Origin of the sequence: Halomonas sp. H10-59 (genome assembly GCF_040070555.1) — a bacterium.
Taxonomy (GTDB): domain Bacteria; phylum Pseudomonadota; class Gammaproteobacteria; order Pseudomonadales; family Halomonadaceae; genus Halomonas; species Halomonas litopenaei.
Genome location: NZ_CP098828.1, coordinates 4,123,243 through 4,141,519, shown reverse-complemented (window position 1 = coordinate 4,141,519; position 18,277 = coordinate 4,123,243). Strand labels below are relative to the sequence as shown.

Genomic DNA, 18,277 nt, shown 5'->3' with positions numbered 1-18,277 from the left:
AGCGGGGCGAGAAAAGGATGCACAGCGGAGAGCGGGTCCCGGGGCGTGACGCCCTGTCCAGCGCGCGGCGGGTGGTGGTGAAGATTGGCAGCGCCCTGTTGACCAACGACGGGCGTGGCCTCGATGACCCCGCCATCGGTGGCTGGGTGGATCAGATCGCCGCCCTGGCGAGTCGCGGCATCGAGGTGGTGCTGGTGTCTTCCGGGGCCGTGGCGGCAGGCATGGTGCGTCTCGGCTGGCGGGCTCGCCCGTCATCGGTGCGAGAGCTCCAGGCCGCTGCGGCGGTGGGGCAGAACGTGCTGACCGAAACCTACGAGAATCACTTCGGTCGTCACGGCCTTGTGACCGCGCAGATTTTGCTGACCCACGACGATCTATCCAATCGCAAGCGTTACCTCAACGCGCGCTCGGCGCTGAGCACGCTGGTGGACCTCAAGGTGGTGCCGGTGATCAACGAAAACGACACCGTGGTCACCGACGAGATCCGCTTTGGCGACAACGATACCCTTGGCGCCCTGGTGGCCAACCTGCTCGAGGCCGATGCGCTGGTCATCCTGACCGATCAGGAGGGCTTGTTCGACGCCGACCCGCGCCACGACCCCAGCGCCCGGCTGATCGAGGAGGGGCGCGCCGACGATGCTCGTCTGGCGGCGGTGGCCGGCGGCGGCGGCGCCCTGGGGCGCGGTGGCATGACCACCAAGGTGCGCGCGGCGCGCCTGGCCGCGCGCAGCGGGGCGGTCACGGTGATCGCCAGCGGTCGCCAGCCCCGGGTACTGGAGCGGCTGGCCGATGGCGAGCGGCTTGGCACCCTGTTGACGCCGGACCGGGCCCCCATCGCTGCGCGCAAGCGCTGGCTGGCCGGCCAGCTGCAGGTGCGCGGCACCCTGACCCTGGACGCCGGCGCGGTACGGGTGCTGCGCGGCAGTGGCTCGTCGCTGTTGCCGGTGGGGGTCAAGGCCTCCTCGGGTGACTTCGCGCGCGGCGATATGGTGCTGTGCGTCGACGAGCAGGGCGAGCGGATCGCCAAGGGGCTGGTCAACTACAACGCCGAGGACGCACGCAAGATTCTCGGCCAGCCCAGCGGGCGCATCTGTGAGTTACTCGGCTATATGGAAGCGCCGGAGCTGATTCACCGCGACAATCTTGTGGTGCTGGCTTGATCCAGGTCGGTATCAGGCGCCTTGTTGCCCCCGGCGCCTCTCTTTAGGGATATGGTTCCCGTCTTTTCTCCGTGCTCTTATGCGCCGCCGACAGCAGCCGCTGTCGGCGGCGCATGCGCGACATCTGTCCTGTTGCGTGAGCCTTGAAGCTGAAGCGTGCCCTGGTGCGTGGTCTCAGCGGTCTTTGGAGAAGAGGGAGCGTTGTCGATGAAGTCTATTCTGGTAACGGGTGCTGGTTCCGGCGTCGGCTTTGAGGTCGTCAAACTGTTTTTGGAGAAGGGCTTCAAGGTCGGTGGCCTGGATATCAACGTCAAGGCGCTGAACGAGCTGCAGGCGCAAGGGCAGGCGAACCTGTTTGCCTACAAGTGCGATGTCTCCTGTCGTGCTGGTGTGCATGACGCCATCGAGCAGTTCGCCACCGTCTGCGGTGGAGTGATCGATGTCGTCCACTCCAATGCCGGGATTCAGGCGAGTGGCCTGTTCAAGGACGTCGAGCTCGAAAAGTACGAGATGATGAACCTGATCAATGCCATGGGCACGATCTACATCATCAAGGAGGCGCTGCCCTACGTGATGGCGTCCGAGGCAGGCGCCATCCTGCTGACGTCGTCGGCGTCGGCGATCACCGGGCTGCCGATGTTCAGCGTGTACGGGGCGACCAAGTCCTTCGTGACGTCGCTGGGCGAGTCGCTGAGTATCGAGCTGGAATCCGATGGCATCTATGTAGGGATCATCGAACCCGGCCTGATCAATACACCGATGAACTCCAACAATCCTGACTCCATGGTGTGCACGGAGCAGGAGATTACTCTGGGCCCGAAGGAAGTGGCGGAGGCCGCCTACCAGGCGATCAGCACTCGCCGTCAGCTCTACTGGCACGTGGGCGAAGAGGCTCATGATCTGGCGGAGGCGATCCAGGGGCTGCGGCTGCAGGAGCGTCAGCGCTTCGTCAAGCAGATGATCCAGTCGAAGCTGAAGTGATTCGAGTGATGATGGCGGCGGCGACGTCTGCGGTGACCTGAGGCGCCCGTGGCGTTGGGACAAGTGGCGCGATGACCGCTGCGCTGGCCGCCGCTGGCCGGGCACAGGGTCGGTGGAGTGAGCCAGGCGCGCCAGGCCCTAAAAGGCTGGCGCGCAGTACCTTGACATGATAGGATGCGCCATCCTCTCAGACACGGCCCGTAACGATTGCCTCGCGACAGTGCTTGCGATGGCGGTCGGCCAGATGGCCAGGCCGACGGGGATTTTTTTATTTCCCTGTTGGATCAATACGTTATCAAGTCATCGTGCGACGGTGACGACAACTTTCTCCAAGGAGACAGTCAGTGGCTAACAGCAAGCAAGCCCGTAAGCGCGCCCGTCAGGCAGAATCTCGTCGTGTCCTGAAGGCAGGCCAGCGCAGCATGGTCCGCACTTACGTCAAGCGCGTGATCAAGGCGATCAACAGCGGTGACCACGCTCAGGCAATGGACGCCTTCAAGGCGGCACAGCCGGTCATCGACCGCATCGCCGACAAGGACACCCTGTCCAAGAAGAAGGCCGCTCGCATCAAGAGCCGTCTGAACAAGCGCATCAAGGCGCTGGCTGCGTAAGCCGGTCCCGCGCTTTCGGCGTGACGCGGATGCGTCCGTGTCGCGCACGCGAAAAACCGGCTACGGCCGGTTTTTTTGTGCCTGCCAATTGATGACCTGCGGCGCCCCGGTGCCCCTTCGTCGCCCTTCTCCGGGCGATGGCGAGCCAGAGCGCGGGGACTGTCAGCGTGGCAAGAAGGCTAGACAAACGAGCCGGGAATTGAGCAGGGAACCCGCAAGCAAGGAATCAGTGACGTGACCGACGAGCGTCGACGGCAGGCCTCGGATGAGGACATTGATCAGGCCCTGGAGCAGGGAGCGGGCACCTCGGTGGGGGGCGCCAAGGCGCCCGTGCGTCGGGGCCTGATGCGCTCTGGGCTGGTGGTCAGCAGCATGACCATGCTGTCCCGGGTGCTTGGGCTGGTGCGCGACGTGGTGATCGCCACCCTGCTGGGTGCAGGACAGGGCGCCGACGCCTTCTTCGTGGCCTTCAAGATCCCCAACTTCATGCGTCGGCTGTTCGCCGAGGGCGCCTTCAATCAGGCCTTCGTGCCGGTGCTGTCGGAGTACTCGACCACCCGCACCCGCGAAGAGATACGCGAACTGCTCAATGCGGTGTGCGGTAGCCTGGCGGCGGTGCTGGCGCTGATTACCGCCCTGGCTATCGTCGCCGCGCCCTGGTTGACCTGGGTGTTTGCTCCTGGCTTTGCGCGAGATCCCGACAAGCTCGCGCTGACCACCGACATGCTTCGGCTGACGTTCCCGTATCTGCTGTTGATCTCGCTGACCGCCTTCGCCGGCAGCGTGCTCAATACCTGGAATCGCTTCGCGGTACCGGCCTTCACCCCGGTGCTGCTGAACCTGTCGCTGATCGGTGCGGCGCTGGTGCTGACGCCGATGATGAGCGAGCCGGCCATGGCGCTGGCCTGGGGCGTGCTGATCGCCGGTGCCGCGCAACTGCTGTTTCAGGTGCCCTTTCTGGTGAGGCTCGGGCTGATGCCCCGGCCCTGGCCCAACTTCGCCCACGAGGGTGTGCGGCGCATCCTTCGACTGATGGCGCCGGCGTTGTTCGGAGTCTCGGTGTCGCAGATCAATCTGCTGCTGGATACCATCCTGGCCTCGCTGCTGGCGGCGGGCAGCGTGTCCTGGCTCTACTATTCCGACCGCCTGGTGGAGCTGCCACTGGGGGTGTTCGGCGTGGCCATCGGTACGGTGATCCTGCCGGCGCTGTCGCGGCGCCACGCCGAGGCGTCCACCGAGCACTTCAGCCAGATGCTGGACTGGGCGCTGCGAGCGGTGCTGCTGCTGGGGCTGCCAGCGGCGCTGGCGCTGGCGCTGCTGGCCGAGCCGCTGTTGATCACGCTGTTCCATTACGGCGCCATGACCGACAACGATATCGTGATGGCGGCAATGAGCCTGCGTGCCTATGCCCTCGGCCTGGTCGCCTTCATGCTGATCAAGGTGCTGGCGCCGGGTTTCTTTGCCCGCCAGGACACCAAGACGCCGGTCAAGGTCGGTATCATCGCGATGGTCGCCAATATGGTGTTCAACCTGATCCTGATCTGGCCACTGGCCCACGCCGGGCTGGCGCTGGCCACCGCGCTGTCGGCCTTCCTCAATGCCGGGATGCTGGCCTGGCTGCTGCGCAGGCAGGGCGTGCTGCGCTTCCAGTCCGGCTGGGGGCGCTTTGCCGTGCAGCTCGGAGGCGGCTGTGTGGCCATGGGCCTGGTGCTTGTGTTGCTGGCGCCGGAGTGGCACCAGTGGCTCGGCTGGGGGCTCATGCCTCGTGTGCTGTGGATGGCGGCGCTGGTGGCGGCCGGTGGGCTTGCGTACTTCGCCTGGCTGGGGCTGACAGGAGTCAGAGTCCGCCAGTTCCGGCTCAAGGGTTAGGGCTGGGGTTTGTCAGAAAGCTGTCTGCCCACCCAGACGCCTTCAGACGGTGGGAAGACGCGGCGCCCCGCACTTCGCTATAATCGACTCCCTTTAGGTTCGGTGTGACCCGACTCATGGAAGTAATTCGAGGCCTGCACAATCTGCGCGAGGAGCACCGTGGCACGGTGGCGACCATCGGCAACTTCGATGGGGTGCACCTGGGCCATCGGGCGATCCTTGAGCAGTGCCACGCCGAGGCGGCGCGCAGCGGACTGCCGGTGACCGTGGTGGTGTTCGAACCCCAGCCGCGCGAGTACTTTGCCGGCGACCAGGCGCCACCGCGCCTGACGCGGTTGCGCGACAAGGTCGGCCTGCTCAAGGAGTGCGGCGTCGATCGGGTGCTGTGTCTGCCGTTCAATGAATCGCTGCGCCAGCTGACGGCGGCAGAATTCATCGAACGGGTGCTGCTGGAGGGGCTCGGCGTACGCCATCTGGTGGTGGGCGACGACTTCCGCTTCGGTTGTGATCGTCGCGGTGATTTCGCCCTGCTGACCGAAGCCGGCCGCAGCAGCGGCTTCAGCGTCGAACACACCCTGACCTTTCGCATCGACGATGATCGAGTGTCGAGCACACGGGTGCGCACCCTGCTGGCCTGTGGCAACTTCGAGGCGGCGGCGCGCCTGCTGGGCCGGCCTTACCGCGTCAGCGGCCGGGTGGTGCGTGACCAGCAGCGCGGGCGCACCATCGGTGTGCCCACCGCCAACCTGCCGCTGCTGCCGGGTCCGCTGGTGCTGCGCGGTGTCTATGCGGCGACGGTGGAGATCCACGACGGCAGCGATGGCGAGGCGTCCCAGCGTCATCCCGCGGTGGTCAATATCGGCTGGCGGCCCACGGTAGGATCGCCGCGTCCGGTGCTGGAGGCGCATCTGCTGGACATGCAGGCGGACCTGTATGGCAAACGCCTGACGGTGGTGCCCTGCGCCAAGCTGCGCGGTGAAGAGACCTTCGCGGACTTTGCCGCGCTGAAGACCCAGATATATGCCGACATCGACCGGGCGCGAGCAGTGTTTGCCCGGGACCCTGACGGCCCACGACCCTATCCTCTGGCATCGGCGCCACGTGCGCGCGAGGCCGCAACCCAGGATTCCCCGGCGGGGCAGGCCCCCGCCGATCATGACGACGGCTGACCCCAGGACTATGAGCGACTACAAGCACACTCTGAATCTGCCAGAAACCGAATTCCCCATGCGCGGCATGCTCCCCAAGCGCGAGCCGGCGCGGGTCGAGCAGTGGCAGAAGCTGGACATTTACCAGCGCTTGCGCGAAGCACGCCAGGGCCAGGAGGTCTTCGTGCTGCACGATGGCCCTCCCTACGCCAACGGCAGCATTCACATCGGTCACGCCGTCAACAAGATCCTCAAGGATATCATCGTCAAGTCGAAGAACCTTGCGGGCTTCGACGCACCCTACGTGCCGGGCTGGGACTGCCACGGGCTGCCCATCGAGCACAAGGTGGAGACCACCCATGGCAAGCACCTGGAGCCTGAAAAGGCCCGGGCGCTGTGTCGCGAGTACGCCGACGAGCAGGTCAAGGGCCAGCTTCAGGACTTCGTGCGTCTGGGCGTGGTCGGCGACTGGGACAATCCCTACCGCTCCATGGAGTACGCCAACGAGGGCGGCGAGATCCGCGCCCTGGCCGACATGGTCAAGGGCGGCTACGTGTTCAAGGGGCTCAAGCCGGTCAACTGGTGCTTCGACTGTGGTTCGGCCCTGGCCGAGGCCGAGGTCGAGTACGCCGACAAGAAGTCCGACGCCATCGATGTGGCCTTCACCTGCGCAGACGACGCCAAGCTGGCCGCCGCCTTCGGGCTGGACAGCCTGCCCAAGCCCGCAGCGGTGGTCATCTGGACCACCACCCCCTGGACCATCCCGGCCAACCAGGCGCTGAATGTCCATCCGGAGTTCAACTACGCCCTGGTCGACACCGGCGAGCGGCTGTTGCTGCTGGCCGAGGAACTGGTCGAGAGCTGCCTCGAGCGCTTCGGCCTGAGCGGTGAGGGCATCGCCACAGCGCGTGGCGAACGGCTGGAGCTGATCGAGTTCCATCATCCGCTGTATGAGCGTACCGCGCCGATGTATCTCGCCGACTACGTGACCAGCGACGAGGGCAGCACCGGCATCGTCCACTCGGCGCCGGTTCATGGCGTCGATGACTTTGACTCCTGCCGCCGCTACGGCATGGACTTCAGCGACTTCATCAGCGTGGTCAAGGGCGACGGCGTCTACGTCGACGACCTGCCGCTGTTCGGTGGCATGCTGATCTGGAAGGCCAACCCCAAGATCGTCGAAGCACTGTCCGAGGCCGGCGCGCTGATGGCTCACAAGACCATCACCCACAGCTACATGCACTGCTGGCGCCACAAGACCCCGGTGATCTACCGGGCCACTGCCCAGTGGTTCGTCGGCATGGACATTCCTGGCCATGACGGTCGCACCCTGCGCGAAAGCGCGCTCGAAGGGATCGAGGCGACCGAGTTCACCCCGGGCTGGGGCAAGGCGCGGCTGCACAGCATGATCGCCAACCGCCCGGACTGGTGCATCTCGCGTCAGCGCAACTGGGGCGTGCCGATCCCGTTCTTCCTGCACAAGGAAAGCGGCGAGCTGCACCCGCAGACCGTGGAGCTGACCGAGAAGGTCGCCGACCTGGTCGACCGCGACGGCATCGACGCCTGGTTCCGCCTGGACCCGGCGGAGCTTCTGGGCGAAGAGGCCAGTCAGTACGACAAGGTCACCGATACCCTGGACGTGTGGTTCGATTCCGGCACCACCCACCGCCACGTGCTGCGCGGCTCGCATCCCCACGGCCATCAGAGCGGCCCGCGTGCCGATCTGTACCTGGAGGGCTCGGACCAGCACCGCGGCTGGTTCCACTCGTCGCTGCTGACCGGCTGCGCCATCGACGGTCACCCGCCGTACCGGGGCCTGTTGACCCACGGCTTCACCGTCGACGCTCAGGGCCGCAAGATGTCCAAGTCCATGGGCAACGTGGTGGCCCCGCAGGAAGTAATGGACAAGCTCGGCGCCGATATCCTGCGTCTGTGGGTGGCCTCCACCGACTATTCCGGCGAGATGGCGGTGTCCGACGAGATCCTCAAGCGCACTGCCGACGTCTATCGGCGTATCCGCAACACCGCGCGCTTCCTGCTGGCCAACCTGAACGGCTTCGACCCCGAGCGTGACGCTCTGGCCTTCGACGACATGCTGGCGCTGGACCAGTGGGTGGTGGACCGCGCCGCCCAGCTTCAGGCACGCATCGAGACGGCCTACGACGAGTACCGCTTCCTCGACGTCTACCAGCAGGTGCACGGCTTCTGCGCGCGGGAACTGGGTGGTTTCTACCTGGACGTGATCAAGGATCGCCAGTACACCACCCAGTCCGACTCCCAGGCCCGTCGCAGCGCCCAGACCGCGCTCTATCACGTGGTCCAGGCGCTGGTGCGCTGGGTCGCGCCGATCCTGTCGTTCACCGCCGAGGAGATCTTCGAGAACATCCCCGGCGAGAAGGGGCTGGCCGAAGGCCGCAGCGTGCTGCTGGAGACCTACTACACAGGCCTGTCCACCCTCAGCGACGACGCCAGCATGGGCCGTGACTTCTGGGAGCGGGTGCTGACGGTCAAGCAGGCGGTCAACAAGTGCCTGGAAGACGCCCGCAACGCCAAGACCATCAAGGGCAGCCTGGCCGCCGAGGTGACCCTGCACGTCAGCGACGAGCTTGACGAACTGCTCTCGCGCCTGGGCGACGAGCTGCGCTTCGTGATGCTGACCAGCGAGGTCCACCTGGCGCCGCTCGACCAAGGAGTCGATGCCGCCGAGACCGACGTCGAAGGGCTCAAGGTGGCGGTGCGCGCCAGCGACAACGCCAAGTGCGAGCGCTGCTGGCACCATCGCCCCGAGGTGGGCTCGCTGCCCGAGCACCCGGACCTGTGTTCGCGCTGCGTCAGCAACCTGCCGGACGGTCCTGGCGAGGTGCGTCACTATGCCTGACGCCACGGATTCCACGACCAAGGAGGGTGACGGGCACATGAGTTCACAGGTGGAACCGATGCGCCAGCCGCTGCGCTGGTGGTGGCTGGCGCTGGCCTGGGTCGTGCTCGATCTGGGCACCAAGGCACTGATGAGCCAGACGCTGACCTACGCCACGCCGGTGGAGGTGCTGCCGTTCTTCAATCTGACGCTTTTGCACAATACCGGGGCGGCCTTCAGTTTCCTGGCCGATCACCCCGGTTGGCAGCGCTGGCTGTTCGCCGCCATCGCGGTGGCGGCCACCGTCGGCCTGACGATCTGGATGCGTCGCCTGCGGCGTGACGAAAAGCTGCTGGGGGCGTGTCTCGCGCTGATCATCGGCGGCGCCCTGGGCAACCTCTATGACCGCCTGGTGCACGGCTACGTGGTGGACTTTCTGTCGTTTCACGCGGCGGGCTGGTACTACCCGGCGTTCAACGTGGCGGATATCGGCATCACCCTGGGCGCCATCGGCCTGATCTGGGAGTCGATCTTCGGCGAGCGCCGCCGCGCCCGGCGCGGCTAATTATCTGTTGCCGGCAGCGACGTATCGGTCCCTGCCGGTCCGTCACTCTTTCGGAGATCCCAATGAGCGACTACCGTATCGACGAGGGCATGGAAGTCACCCTTCACTTCACCCTCAAGCTGGAAGATGGCACCGTGGTGGACTCCACCCGGGACAAGGCCCCGGCGACCTTTCAACTGGGCGATGGCAACCTGCCGCCCGGGTTCGAGCAGCCGTTGAAGGGTATGACCGACGGCGACAGCGGCAGCTTCGAGGTCAGTCCCGAGCACGCCTTCGGTCAGCACAACCCGCAGAACATCCAGCGCATGAAGCGTGAGGTGTTCAACGGCGACGAGCCGGAGGTCGGCACCGTGATGTCCTTTGCCGACGCCAACGGCGACGAATTGCCCGGGGTGGTCACCGAGATCGACGGCGACATGGTGGAGGTGGACTTCAATCATCCGCTGGCCGGGCGCACCCTGACCTTTGAGGTCGAGGTGCTGGGCGTCAAGCCCGCCACCACCCACTAGGCGATTCACGTCCCCGGTGTGCCGGTAAGGCGCAGTACGTGACAACCACGCGATGACCACGCGAATCATCCGCTCAACCAGGTGCCAAGACGGCACCGAGGCAAGGCAAACCATGCAAATCAAGCTGGCCAACCCGCGCGGCTTCTGCGCCGGCGTCGACCGGGCCATCGACATCGTCAACAGCGCGCTGGACGTGTTCGGGCCGCCCATTTACGTGCGTCACGAGGTGGTCCACAACCGCTTTGTGGTGGATAGCCTGCGCGAGCGTGGGGCGATCTTCGTCGAGGAACTCCACGAGGTTCCCGATGACGTCATCGTGATCTTCTCTGCCCACGGGGTGTCCCGGGCGGTGCAGGAGGAGGCCGAGCGGCGCGGGCTCAAGGTCTTCGACGCCACCTGCCCGCTGGTGACCAAGGTGCATATGGAAGTGCTGCGCTACGCTCGCCGTGGCCAGGAGTGCATCCTGATCGGGCATGAAGGGCATCCCGAGGTCGAAGGCACCATGGGGCGTTACGACACCTCCCACGGTGGCCAGATCTACCTGGTCGAGAACGAAAAGGACGTGGCCCGTCTGGAGGTCAAGGACCCCAGTCGGCTGGCTTTTGTCACCCAGACCACCTTGTCCATGGACGATACCGCTCGGGTGATCGATGCCCTGCGCGCCACCTTCCCTGACATCCAGGGGCCGCGCAAGGACGATATCTGCTACGCCACCCAGAACCGCCAGGACGCGGTGCGCGAACTGGCGGCGGGCTCCGACCTGGTACTGGTGGTGGGAAGCCCCAACAGCTCCAACTCCAATCGCCTGCGCGAGCTGTCCGAGCGAGTGGGCACCCCGGCCTACCTGATCGACAGTGCCGAGCAGATCGATCCGGCTTGGCTTGCGAATATCGGCGCGGTCGGCGTGACCGCCGGGGCCAGCGCCCCGGAGGTACTGGTCAAGGGGGTCATCGACCGCCTGACCGAGCTGGGTGCCGAGGCCCCCGAGGAACTGGCCGGCCGAGAGGAAACCATCACCTTCTCGATGCCGCGTGAACTGCGCGAGCGGGTGATCGTAAGCGACTGATGCCACCAGAGGATTGCCGTGAAGGCATTCCACCGTTCGTTTTTCCAGTGCAGCATCTCGGCGCCGCCCCCAAGGGCGGCGTCCTTGTTTTCAGGCGTAGGAGAAAGCCTCAAGTCTGTGCTTAAGCGTGGTGTCGCGACACAACCTTGATCCAGCGCCTGCCGCCCATGGCGGACGTGCGACATACTCGAAGGGAAAACGAGCCGGAGAAGCCCGATGCAGGGAATACGAAAAACGCGAGGCTCAATTTACGCAGAGACGCGCTGGGATGAGCATGGATTCAGTGAGCTGGACCAGAAAGTCAGTGCCGCTTCGACACGGGCTTCGTCACCAGGCTCGATGGAACGTCAGGGCGGTTTCACCCTGATCGAACTGTTGCTGTGCATCGCCATCATCGGTCTGCTGGCGTCGGTGGCCTACCCCATGTACACCGAGCATCTACGCGAGACCCGTGTCGCCGATGGCCGCGCTCTACTGATGACGACCGCCTCGTCGCTGGAGCGCTGCTACAGCCGTGACCAGGCCTACGATATTGCCGCCTGTGACGGGCTTGAGCGACCGTCGGAGTCCGGTTTCTACCAACTGTCGGTGGAACGCCACCCAGGGCGCTATTTTCTCGAGGCCAGGGCCCTCGACGCCCAGTCGGTGAAGGAAGGCTGCGATAGCCTGACCATGGACCAGACCGGCGAACGGGCACCAGATGACTGCTGGTAGCCGCCAGCGCGGGGTCACCCTGCTGGAGCTGGTCGTTTGCGTCGCGGTGATCGGTCTGATGGCTGCGGTGGCGGTGCCAAGTCTGCACCATTGGCTGGCCGGTGAACGCCTGGTGGCGGATACCAATCGCCTGGTCGGCGCACTGACCCTGGCACGCACCACCGCCTTGACCCGACGCCAGGAGGTCAGGGTGCTGGTGGTCGACTGCGGGGGACGCTGGCGGCTCGAGGTGCTGGCGGGAGACGCGGACGCCGGCGGCTGCCAGTCCACTCCAACCGCGCATGGTGATGTACTGATGGTCGATGAAGCAGCGCACACTGACGGTACCCGGGTATCGCCCGGTGGGGTCAGCTTCGATCTGATGGGGCGCCTGGATGACTGCAGCTACGGTAGCCCTTGCCGTTGGCAGCTTCGCGGGACAGGAGGCGAGGGTCGCTGGGTCTCGGTGGAGCCAAGCGGCGTGGTACGTTCCGGCGATGAGGAAGATGCCGCGTGAGAAGCCTGCGATCCCAGGCCGGGTTTTCCCTGCTCGAGGCACTGGTGGCGCTGGTGCTGCTGTCGGTGGGACTTTTAGGGGTGGCGGGGATGCAGTTGCGCAGCTTGCAAAGCGCCCATTCCAGTATCCAGAGATCGCTGGCGGACCTGGCCGCCCAGGATGCACGGGAACTGCTGTGGGCAAGCCTAGTGGCCAATGGCGGGTACTGTCCTGAAGGTGTGCCCGAGAGCCTTTCCCGAGAGCACTGGCGCGAGCACTGGGCCGATTTCCTTCCCGGTCTCATTCCCCTGAATGAGGCGGTGATCGCTCGGGACGACTGCGCCTTCGAATTGCGTATCGGCTGGAAGGACGAGCGCTTCACCGAACCCAGCCTGTTTCAGTATTGGGTCAAGCTGCCCGCTCGGAAAGCACCATGAGCCCGCACCGCGTCCTTTCCCCGTGCAAGTCATTGCGTCGCCAGCGCGGCGTGTCGCTGGTCGAGCTGATGGTGGCCATGGTCGTCGGCAGCCTGGTGATCCTGGCTGCGGGCTCGCTGTTTCAGGAGGTCAACGCCAATGCGCGCGAGGTGCTGCGCCTGGCCGATCGCCAGGCGGTCCTGAGCTACGCCCTCGATACCATCACCGCGGCGGTGCGCCGGGGCGACGCCTCCCCCGGCGATTACGTGCTGCGCCCGGCGCCAGATGTCGAGTCCTGTACGCTGCACGAGGTCGACAGCGGCGAGCCTCTGGTCGATGGCCTGGCCTACGATGGTTCCTGCGAGGACGATCAGGTGCTGGAAGATCTGGGTGGGGGACTCTATCGCATCACCCTGAACCTGCCCCACGCAAGGACACCGATCCGGCTGCACGCGGTGGATCGTCTCCAGGCCGTGTCCGCGGCGGAGAATGCCGAATGAAGGCGCCAGCGAGGCAGCGAGGCGCGGCACTATTGGTGGTGCTGTCGCTGGTAGCGATCGCCTCGGTGGTGGCCATGGCCGGGGTCAAGTCGGCGCTGGTGGACGAACGCCTGGCCGGCAATATGCGCGCCATGGCCCAGGCCCAGATGGCGGCGGATTGGGGTGGGGCCGAGAGGCTAAGTGAAACGCCTGAATCGAGCGGGCTACTGGAGTGTGCCGAGATTCAAGACCGAGCGGAACAGGGCGGCGTATCCGCTGATTGGTCGGACGTACACACACTGACCAATAGCGACACAGTGGGCTATCGACATATCGACTGTATAGAACAGGATGTTGTCGTGCAGCTGATCATGGGGCAGGTCAGCGATGGTGAGCAGGTATTGGCAAGGCACTTTCTGATGGTGGGGCGAGAGAAGGAAAGCTCTGGATTGGAATTGCCCGATCTCATCCCTGACGATTGCATGGTCTATGCGGGGGGGCCTGTGGTGGCACATCCTGAGCTGGATCAGCCCGTCAACTGCCAACTAAACGGACTTGCCCACCCCGGTAACGACTACGGTCCAGACAGCTATATCGATGAGGTCGCCAAAGACTTCGAGGATGCCGACTTTGGGCCGGATGGCTGTGCGAGTCACCAAGGGATCGTCTATTGCGACGCTAGAACTCACGGGTTTGATGGCAGTCTGAATCTAGCGGATTACCCTGATGCGGATCAGATCGTGATCGTGGTGGATCCTGCCGATCCGAGCCAGAGCGTGACAATCGAAGCCCCAGCTGGGAGCTATGACACCTCGATCGTTGTTTCTGGAGCGCCAACGCTCGCTCCTCACGGACAGGTGGAACTCAATGGAGACATCTGGAGTACCGGGTCTATGGCGATAAGCGGGGGCGGGGGGCTCACGATCAATGGCAGACTAGTTGCCGAAGGTCCCGTCACGATAAATGGCAAGGTCGAAATCAGCCCCGATGAAGGTGGAGAAGGTGACGGCGGCGTAATCTGGATCGATCGTGATGACTAAGGCGGAAACGAGGGTCCAGCACACCGACCCTTTTCACTTCTGATCCTTCCAAAATTGCTGAGTACCAGCCTAGCGCCCGTGTTTTCTCGCGCGCAGATATCGAAAGTCCCGTTATGTCCACTGGCGCGTCCATTGGCCAGAAAACGCACCGGCTTTGCATCCTCGCGAAAGCCGATGCTTGAGAGCCGGCTTGGCGCAAAGACATGAAGTGTCGCGCCCTCCCAACTCGGCGCTCCAGCCTTGATCAACAGCTTCCCCCTCCAGTCCTCGCCGCAGTGCACGCCGTCGTCGCTCGGGCACAGGGTGACGGGTCTTGCCCGGGTGATGGCCGTGCCCCGGGCCAGCATCAGGGCGCCTTCTAGTCGCGAAAGCTCGCTGGCGATATCCTGTCGGGCGGCCATTGCCCGGTAGCCCGGCAGGGCCACGCTGGTCAGAAGGCCTACAATAGCCACCACCAGCAACAGCTCCAGCAAGGTAGTTCCGGACTGGCGGAAAGCGATTCGATGAGGTTCGGGATGGCAAGACTTGGGGCGGTAAGGTTCGGGGTGGTGAGGTGTGTGCCAGTAAGCTCGGGACATGCAGACATGACGGGGGCGTCGGGCGTCGTCGTCCATGGCGAACGCTTCCTTGTGGTTGTTGTTTGAATTCAGGGTTCCTTGAGCCTAGCTCGGAGAAGGGAGAGCAGACGTTGGAGAAGCGCTTTGAGTGATTTCCTGGTGATTGGCGGCGGCGTCATAGGGCTGATGACGACACTGCAACTGGCCGATGCCGGTCACAGTGTGACGGTGGTCGAGCGAGGCGGCTGCGGTAGCGAGGCCTCCTGGGCCGGGGGCGGGATCGTCTCGCCGCTTTATCCCTGGCGCTACAGCTCGCCGGTATCGCGCCTGGCGAGCTGGTCGGAGGGGGCCTACCCCGAACTGGCCCTGCGCCTGCTGGAGGAGACCGGGGTCGACCCGGAGTATCGTCAGAAAGGGCTTCTCTACCTGAGGGTGGATGACGAAGCGCGCGCACTCGAGTGGGCGCGGGAGGTTGGCAAGCCGCTGTCGCGGGTAGGCGCTGAAGTGATCCGCCGAAAGGAACCCAACGCCCGCCGCGATATCGACGAGGCGCTGTGGATGCCGACCCTGGGCAGCATTCGTAACCCCCGTCTGATGCGCGCGCTGAGGTCCCGACTGGAAGACATGACGTCGGTGACGTTGCGCGAGCAATGCACGGTCACCGGGTTCGAGCGGCAAGGGGAGCGGGTGGCGGTGGTGAACACCGACCAGGGCAACCTCAGTGCCGATCAAGTGGTTATCTGTGCCGGCGCCTGGTCGGCGGGGCTTGCCGACATGGCCGGGCTCGATCTGCCGGTACGCCCGGTCAAGGGTCAGATGATTCTGTTCAAGGCACCACCCGGACTGGTCGAGCGGGTGGTGCTGATGGATGGACGCTACGTGATTCCTCGCGGCGACGGGCGGGTCCTGGCCGGCTCCACCCTGGAAGACGCCGGGTTCGACAAGGGCACCGACGACGACGCCCGTAGCTCACTATGGCGTAGCGCTACCGCCATCATTCCGGCATTGGCCGACTGCGAGATCGAGCACCACTGGGCCGGGCTGAGGCCAGGATCACCGGACGGGGTGCCTTATATCGGCCAGGCCCCCGGCTGGGACAACCTGCACGTCAACGCCGGGCACTACCGCAATGGGCTGGTGCTGGCGCCGGCCTCGACGCGCCTGCTGGTGGATCAACTGCTGGGAAGAGAGCCGATCATTGATCCCGCGCCCTATCGGTTGCAAGGACGTGTGGAAGAGCGCCCAAGCTGACCGGGAGTGAGGCGATCGAAGCAGGGGCAGGGTGAGGTAGCAATGGGCAGCGGGGCGTCGGTCAACTGGGCGTCGGCGTGACTGTCGGGGCGTTCAACGCCCCTGGGTGTCATCGCCGTTATCGCCGTCAGCATCGTCGCCTTGGCGGCTTTCGGTGATGAACTTGTCACGATGGTCACCGCAGCAGAACCACTCGCCCTTTTCGCGCAGGGCGTCCTGCTCGGGCAGGTGTACCTTGCACCAGGTGCAGCGCACCATTTTTCCTCCCTCATGGGAGGTGGGGCCTTGATCCTGCTGCTCAAACTTCCACTCGCGGTACATGCGATAAAGCTTGAGCCCGGCAAAGAACACCACGGCGAAGATCAGAAGGCGGATTATCAAGAGGTTCATCCTTACTCCACACGGATTGGAGGCGGCCTTTGCCTGTTGGCGGCCCTTGCGGGACAATGGGGGCTGATCCCCCCGATTCTCGAGAGATTTCTCCGCTCATGCAAGACCTGACTCTGGTGATGGCGCAGCTCGACCCCTTGGTCGGCGACATCCCCGGCAACGCCGACCGGGCCATCGAGACCGTACGCGAGGCTTTCCTCGAGCACGGTGCCGACGTGGTTGTTCTGCCGGAACTGTTCTTGACCGGGTATCCGCCCGAGGACCTGTTGCTGAGGCCGTCGATGGAGACCCGCCTGCGCGAGGCGCGTACCCGCATGGCGGAAAAGATGGTCCGCGACGTCATGGTCATCGTGGGCTATCCCGGCCGTCGCGAGGGCGCGCTGCACAACATGGCCGGCGTGCTCTACAACGGCCAGTGGCTGGATGAGTATGCCAAGCAGGCCCTGCCCAATTATCAGGTATTCGATGAGCAGCGCTACTTCCAGCCCGGAGACACGCCGCTGGTGGTGGAACACAAGGGCGCCAGGCTCGGGATTCTGATCTGCGAGGATATCTGGCAGGAAGCGCCGGTCCGCCAGGCTCGCGACGCCGGTGCCGATATCCTGGTCACCCTCAATGCCTCGCCCTACCACCAGAACAAGCCGGCCGAGCGGCTCGAGCTTCTCGAGCAGCGTGCCAGTGACGTCGGCCTGCCGCTGGTCTATGTCAATCAGATCGGCGGTCAGGATGAGCTGGTGTTCGACGGTGGCTCCTGCTGTGTCGACGCCGTAGGCAAGCTGGCGGTGCAGGCGCCGCACTGGGATATCTGGCTGAGCCCGGTGCACTTCGTCGAGGAGCAGGGCAAGTGGACCCCGCGCCAGGGCGAGGTGGATCTGGACGTGGCGCCGGAGGAAGACCTCTACAGTGCCCTGGTCACCGGTCTGCGTGACTACGTCAACAAGAGTGGGTTCAAGGGCGTGGTGCTGGGGCTGTCTGGCGGCATCGATTCGGCCCTGTCGCTGGCCATCGCGGTGGATGCACTCGGCCCCCAGCGGGTCCATGCGGTGATGATGCCGTATCACTACACCGCCGACATTTCCAAGGAAGACGCCGCCGAGCAGGCCCGTCTGCTTGGGGTCAGCTATGAAGTGATGCCGATCGCGCCCATGGTTGAAGCCTTCATGGACACCCTGGCCGAGAGCTTCGAGGGTACCGAGCGCGATACCACCGAGGAAAATCTCCAGTCGCGTTGTCGCGGTGTACTGCTGATGGCGCTGTCCAACAAGAAGGGCCTGATGGTCCTGACCACCGGCAACAAGAGCGAGATGGCGGTGGGCTACGCGACCCTCTATGGCGACATGGTCGGCGGGTACAACGCCATCAAGGACGTCTACAAGACCTGGGTGTATCGCCTGGCGCGCTGGCGCAACACCGAGAACCTGGTGATCCCGGAGCGTGTCATCGAGCGTCCGCCGTCGGCGGAACTGGCGCCGGACCAGCAGGACAGCGACTCGCTGCCGGACTATGACACCCTGGACGCCATTCTGGTGCGCTACATCGAAGGCGACATGAGCGCTGAGGCGATCATCGAGGCAGGCTTCAGCGCCGAGGACGTCTACAAGGTGGTCAAGCTGGTGGACCGCTGCGAGTACAAGCGCCGCCAGGCACCGGTAGGCGTGCGCGTGACCCAGCGCGGCTTCGGCCGTGACCGTCGTTATCCTATCGTCAATGGATGGCAACCGGGCCTCTGACGAGACCTGCTTCTTTCCTTTTGTCGGTACGCCACCCGTCGGGCCAGATCGGCTCGGCGGGTGGCGATGTTATGCCCACCCTTCGCTGTTTGCGACGTCACTTCCCGTCGTTGGTCATGATTTCCCGGGCCGGGATTTCTGTTGCGCTCGCTAGGGCTTGTCTGAAAAGTGCCTGCGCTCGGTAATACGGCGTTAAAAATCGGATCAAAATGCTCATTTACACCCCGTAAACTGCGCTTTCTCACCGATTTTTGCCTTGTCTAACCTTCGCTCGTCGACTTTTCGGACAGCGCCTAAAGCCCCGCGACCATTAGATGGTATTTTCTTTGATGCGTACGCCGTTTTTACACGGTGATCGACGTCACTTTGCATATTCGTCGGAAGAGATGATTTAAGCCTTCATGACTGAAGCGCCAATAGGCATCGTAAAGGTAATGGAGAAGAGTGCGGTGCGAGGTG

The 18,277-nt window shown here is 64.5% G+C and carries 18 protein-coding genes; 16 read left to right on the top strand and 2 right to left on the bottom strand.

Annotated elements, in window-relative coordinates; genetic code table 11:
* The first annotated feature begins 17 nt into the window (after positions 1-17).
* The 14 genes from proB (at position 18) to NFG57_RS17865 (ending at position 13,890) form a co-directional block, all read left to right on the top strand.
* Positions 18-1,160: a glutamate 5-kinase gene (gene proB, locus NFG57_RS17930; protein WP_108133521.1), complete on the top strand. Its 1,143-nt coding sequence runs from the start codon at positions 18-20 to the stop codon at positions 1,158-1,160.
* 207 nt (positions 1,161-1,367) lie between these two features.
* Positions 1,368-2,141: an SDR family NAD(P)-dependent oxidoreductase gene (locus NFG57_RS17925; RefSeq protein ID WP_108449256.1), complete on the top strand. Its 774-nt coding sequence runs from the start codon at positions 1,368-1,370 to the stop codon at positions 2,139-2,141.
* Positions 2,142-2,485: 344 nt separating this feature from the next.
* A complete protein-coding gene (gene rpsT, locus NFG57_RS17920; protein ID WP_045994444.1) occupies positions 2,486-2,752 on the top strand; it encodes a 30S ribosomal protein S20 in 267 nt (88 codons plus the stop codon).
* Positions 2,753-3,097: 345 nt separating this feature from the next.
* Positions 3,098-4,621, top strand: coding sequence for a murein biosynthesis integral membrane protein MurJ (gene murJ, locus NFG57_RS17915; RefSeq protein ID WP_348816201.1), 1,524 nt, complete (start codon positions 3,098-3,100; stop codon positions 4,619-4,621).
* A gap of 116 nt (positions 4,622-4,737) precedes the next feature.
* Positions 4,738-5,790, top strand: a complete 1,053-nt coding sequence (gene ribF, locus NFG57_RS17910; protein ID WP_108133523.1) for a bifunctional riboflavin kinase/FAD synthetase — start codon at positions 4,738-4,740, stop codon at positions 5,788-5,790.
* Between the two features lie 10 nt (positions 5,791-5,800).
* Complete coding sequence (gene ileS, locus NFG57_RS17905) at positions 5,801-8,647, top strand: isoleucine--tRNA ligase (RefSeq protein WP_348814895.1); 2,847 nt, start codon at positions 5,801-5,803, stop codon at positions 8,645-8,647.
* Positions 8,648-8,684: 37 nt separating this feature from the next.
* The gene (lspA, locus tag NFG57_RS17900; RefSeq protein WP_231498700.1) at positions 8,685-9,191 is read left to right on the top strand and encodes a signal peptidase II; all 507 of its coding nucleotides are present in this window, start codon (positions 8,685-8,687) and stop codon (positions 9,189-9,191) included.
* 62 nt (positions 9,192-9,253) lie between these two features.
* Positions 9,254-9,700: an FKBP-type peptidyl-prolyl cis-trans isomerase gene (gene fkpB, locus NFG57_RS17895; protein WP_045994447.1), complete on the top strand. Its 447-nt coding sequence runs from the start codon at positions 9,254-9,256 to the stop codon at positions 9,698-9,700.
* A gap of 112 nt (positions 9,701-9,812) precedes the next feature.
* A complete protein-coding gene (gene ispH, locus NFG57_RS17890; protein WP_348814894.1) occupies positions 9,813-10,766 on the top strand; it encodes a 4-hydroxy-3-methylbut-2-enyl diphosphate reductase in 954 nt (317 codons plus the stop codon).
* A gap of 339 nt (positions 10,767-11,105) precedes the next feature.
* Entirely contained in the window at positions 11,106-11,480 is a 375-nt protein-coding gene (locus tag NFG57_RS17885) for a type IV pilin protein (RefSeq protein WP_162816485.1), read from the top strand.
* Positions 11,467-11,976, top strand: coding sequence for a GspH/FimT family pseudopilin (locus NFG57_RS17880; protein WP_348814893.1), 510 nt, complete (start codon positions 11,467-11,469; stop codon positions 11,974-11,976). The genes NFG57_RS17885 and NFG57_RS17880 overlap by 14 nt, the downstream gene beginning before the upstream one ends.
* Positions 11,973-12,392 (top strand): type IV pilus modification protein PilV, encoded by a 420-nt coding sequence (gene pilV / locus NFG57_RS17875; protein WP_315901180.1) that lies wholly within the window; start codon positions 11,973-11,975, stop codon positions 12,390-12,392. The genes NFG57_RS17880 and pilV overlap by 4 nt, the downstream gene beginning before the upstream one ends.
* Positions 12,389-12,871, top strand: a complete 483-nt coding sequence (locus NFG57_RS17870) for a prepilin-type N-terminal cleavage/methylation domain-containing protein (protein WP_348814892.1) — start codon at positions 12,389-12,391, stop codon at positions 12,869-12,871. The genes pilV and NFG57_RS17870 overlap by 4 nt, the downstream gene beginning before the upstream one ends.
* Positions 12,868-13,890, top strand: coding sequence for a PilX N-terminal domain-containing pilus assembly protein (locus NFG57_RS17865; RefSeq protein ID WP_348814891.1), 1,023 nt, complete (start codon positions 12,868-12,870; stop codon positions 13,888-13,890). The genes NFG57_RS17870 and NFG57_RS17865 overlap by 4 nt, the downstream gene beginning before the upstream one ends.
* Here NFG57_RS17865 and NFG57_RS17860 read toward each other — a convergent pair.
* A complete protein-coding gene (locus NFG57_RS17860; RefSeq protein ID WP_045994452.1) occupies positions 13,887-14,363 on the bottom strand; it encodes a GspH/FimT family pseudopilin in 477 nt (158 codons plus the stop codon). The genes NFG57_RS17865 and NFG57_RS17860 overlap by 4 nt on opposite strands.
* A gap of 228 nt (positions 14,364-14,591) precedes the next feature.
* Here NFG57_RS17860 and thiO point away from each other — a divergent pair, with 228 nt between their 5' ends.
* Positions 14,592-15,698 carry a glycine oxidase ThiO gene (gene thiO / locus NFG57_RS17855; RefSeq protein WP_045994453.1) on the top strand — a complete coding sequence of 369 codons (1,107 nt, stop codon included), beginning with the start codon at positions 14,592-14,594 and terminating at the stop codon, positions 15,696-15,698.
* Positions 15,699-15,791: 93 nt separating this feature from the next.
* Here the strand turns inward: thiO and NFG57_RS17850 are convergent, their stop codons facing one another.
* Positions 15,792-16,088 (bottom strand): PP0621 family protein, encoded by a 297-nt coding sequence (locus tag NFG57_RS17850; RefSeq protein WP_108133534.1) that lies wholly within the window; start codon positions 16,086-16,088, stop codon positions 15,792-15,794.
* Positions 16,089-16,186: 98 nt separating this feature from the next.
* Between NFG57_RS17850 and NFG57_RS17845 the strand changes: the two genes are divergently transcribed.
* The gene (locus NFG57_RS17845; RefSeq protein WP_213230469.1) at positions 16,187-17,818 is read left to right on the top strand and encodes an NAD+ synthase; all 1,632 of its coding nucleotides are present in this window, start codon (positions 16,187-16,189) and stop codon (positions 17,816-17,818) included.
* Positions 17,819-18,277 lie beyond the last annotated feature (459 nt).

Bases quoted from the DNA above. Each gene is read 5' to 3' on its own strand.
- proB (WP_108133521.1), top strand. From the start codon at position 18: ATGCACAGCGGAGAGCGGGTCCCGGGGCGTGACGCCCTGTCCAGCGCG.
- NFG57_RS17925 (WP_108449256.1), top strand. From the start codon at position 1,368: ATGAAGTCTATTCTGGTAACGGGTGCTGGTTCCGGCGTCGGCTTTGAG.
- murJ (WP_348816201.1), top strand. From the start codon at position 3,098: ATGCGCTCTGGGCTGGTGGTCAGCAGCATGACCATGCTGTCCCGGGTG.
- ribF (WP_108133523.1), top strand. From the start codon at position 4,738: ATGGAAGTAATTCGAGGCCTGCACAATCTGCGCGAGGAGCACCGTGGC.
- ileS (WP_348814895.1), top strand. From the start codon at position 5,801: ATGAGCGACTACAAGCACACTCTGAATCTGCCAGAAACCGAATTCCCC.
- lspA (WP_231498700.1), top strand. From the start codon at position 8,685: ATGAGTTCACAGGTGGAACCGATGCGCCAGCCGCTGCGCTGGTGGTGG.
- fkpB (WP_045994447.1), top strand. From the start codon at position 9,254: ATGAGCGACTACCGTATCGACGAGGGCATGGAAGTCACCCTTCACTTC.
- ispH (WP_348814894.1), top strand. From the start codon at position 9,813: ATGCAAATCAAGCTGGCCAACCCGCGCGGCTTCTGCGCCGGCGTCGAC.
- NFG57_RS17885 (WP_162816485.1), top strand. From the start codon at position 11,106: ATGGAACGTCAGGGCGGTTTCACCCTGATCGAACTGTTGCTGTGCATC.
- NFG57_RS17880 (WP_348814893.1), top strand. From the start codon at position 11,467: ATGACTGCTGGTAGCCGCCAGCGCGGGGTCACCCTGCTGGAGCTGGTC.
- NFG57_RS17870 (WP_348814892.1), top strand. From the start codon at position 12,389: ATGAGCCCGCACCGCGTCCTTTCCCCGTGCAAGTCATTGCGTCGCCAG.
- NFG57_RS17865 (WP_348814891.1), top strand. From the start codon at position 12,868: ATGAAGGCGCCAGCGAGGCAGCGAGGCGCGGCACTATTGGTGGTGCTG.
- NFG57_RS17850 (WP_108133534.1), bottom strand. From the start codon at position 16,088: ATGAACCTCTTGATAATCCGCCTTCTGATCTTCGCCGTGGTGTTCTTT.
- NFG57_RS17845 (WP_213230469.1), top strand. From the start codon at position 16,187: ATGCAAGACCTGACTCTGGTGATGGCGCAGCTCGACCCCTTGGTCGGC.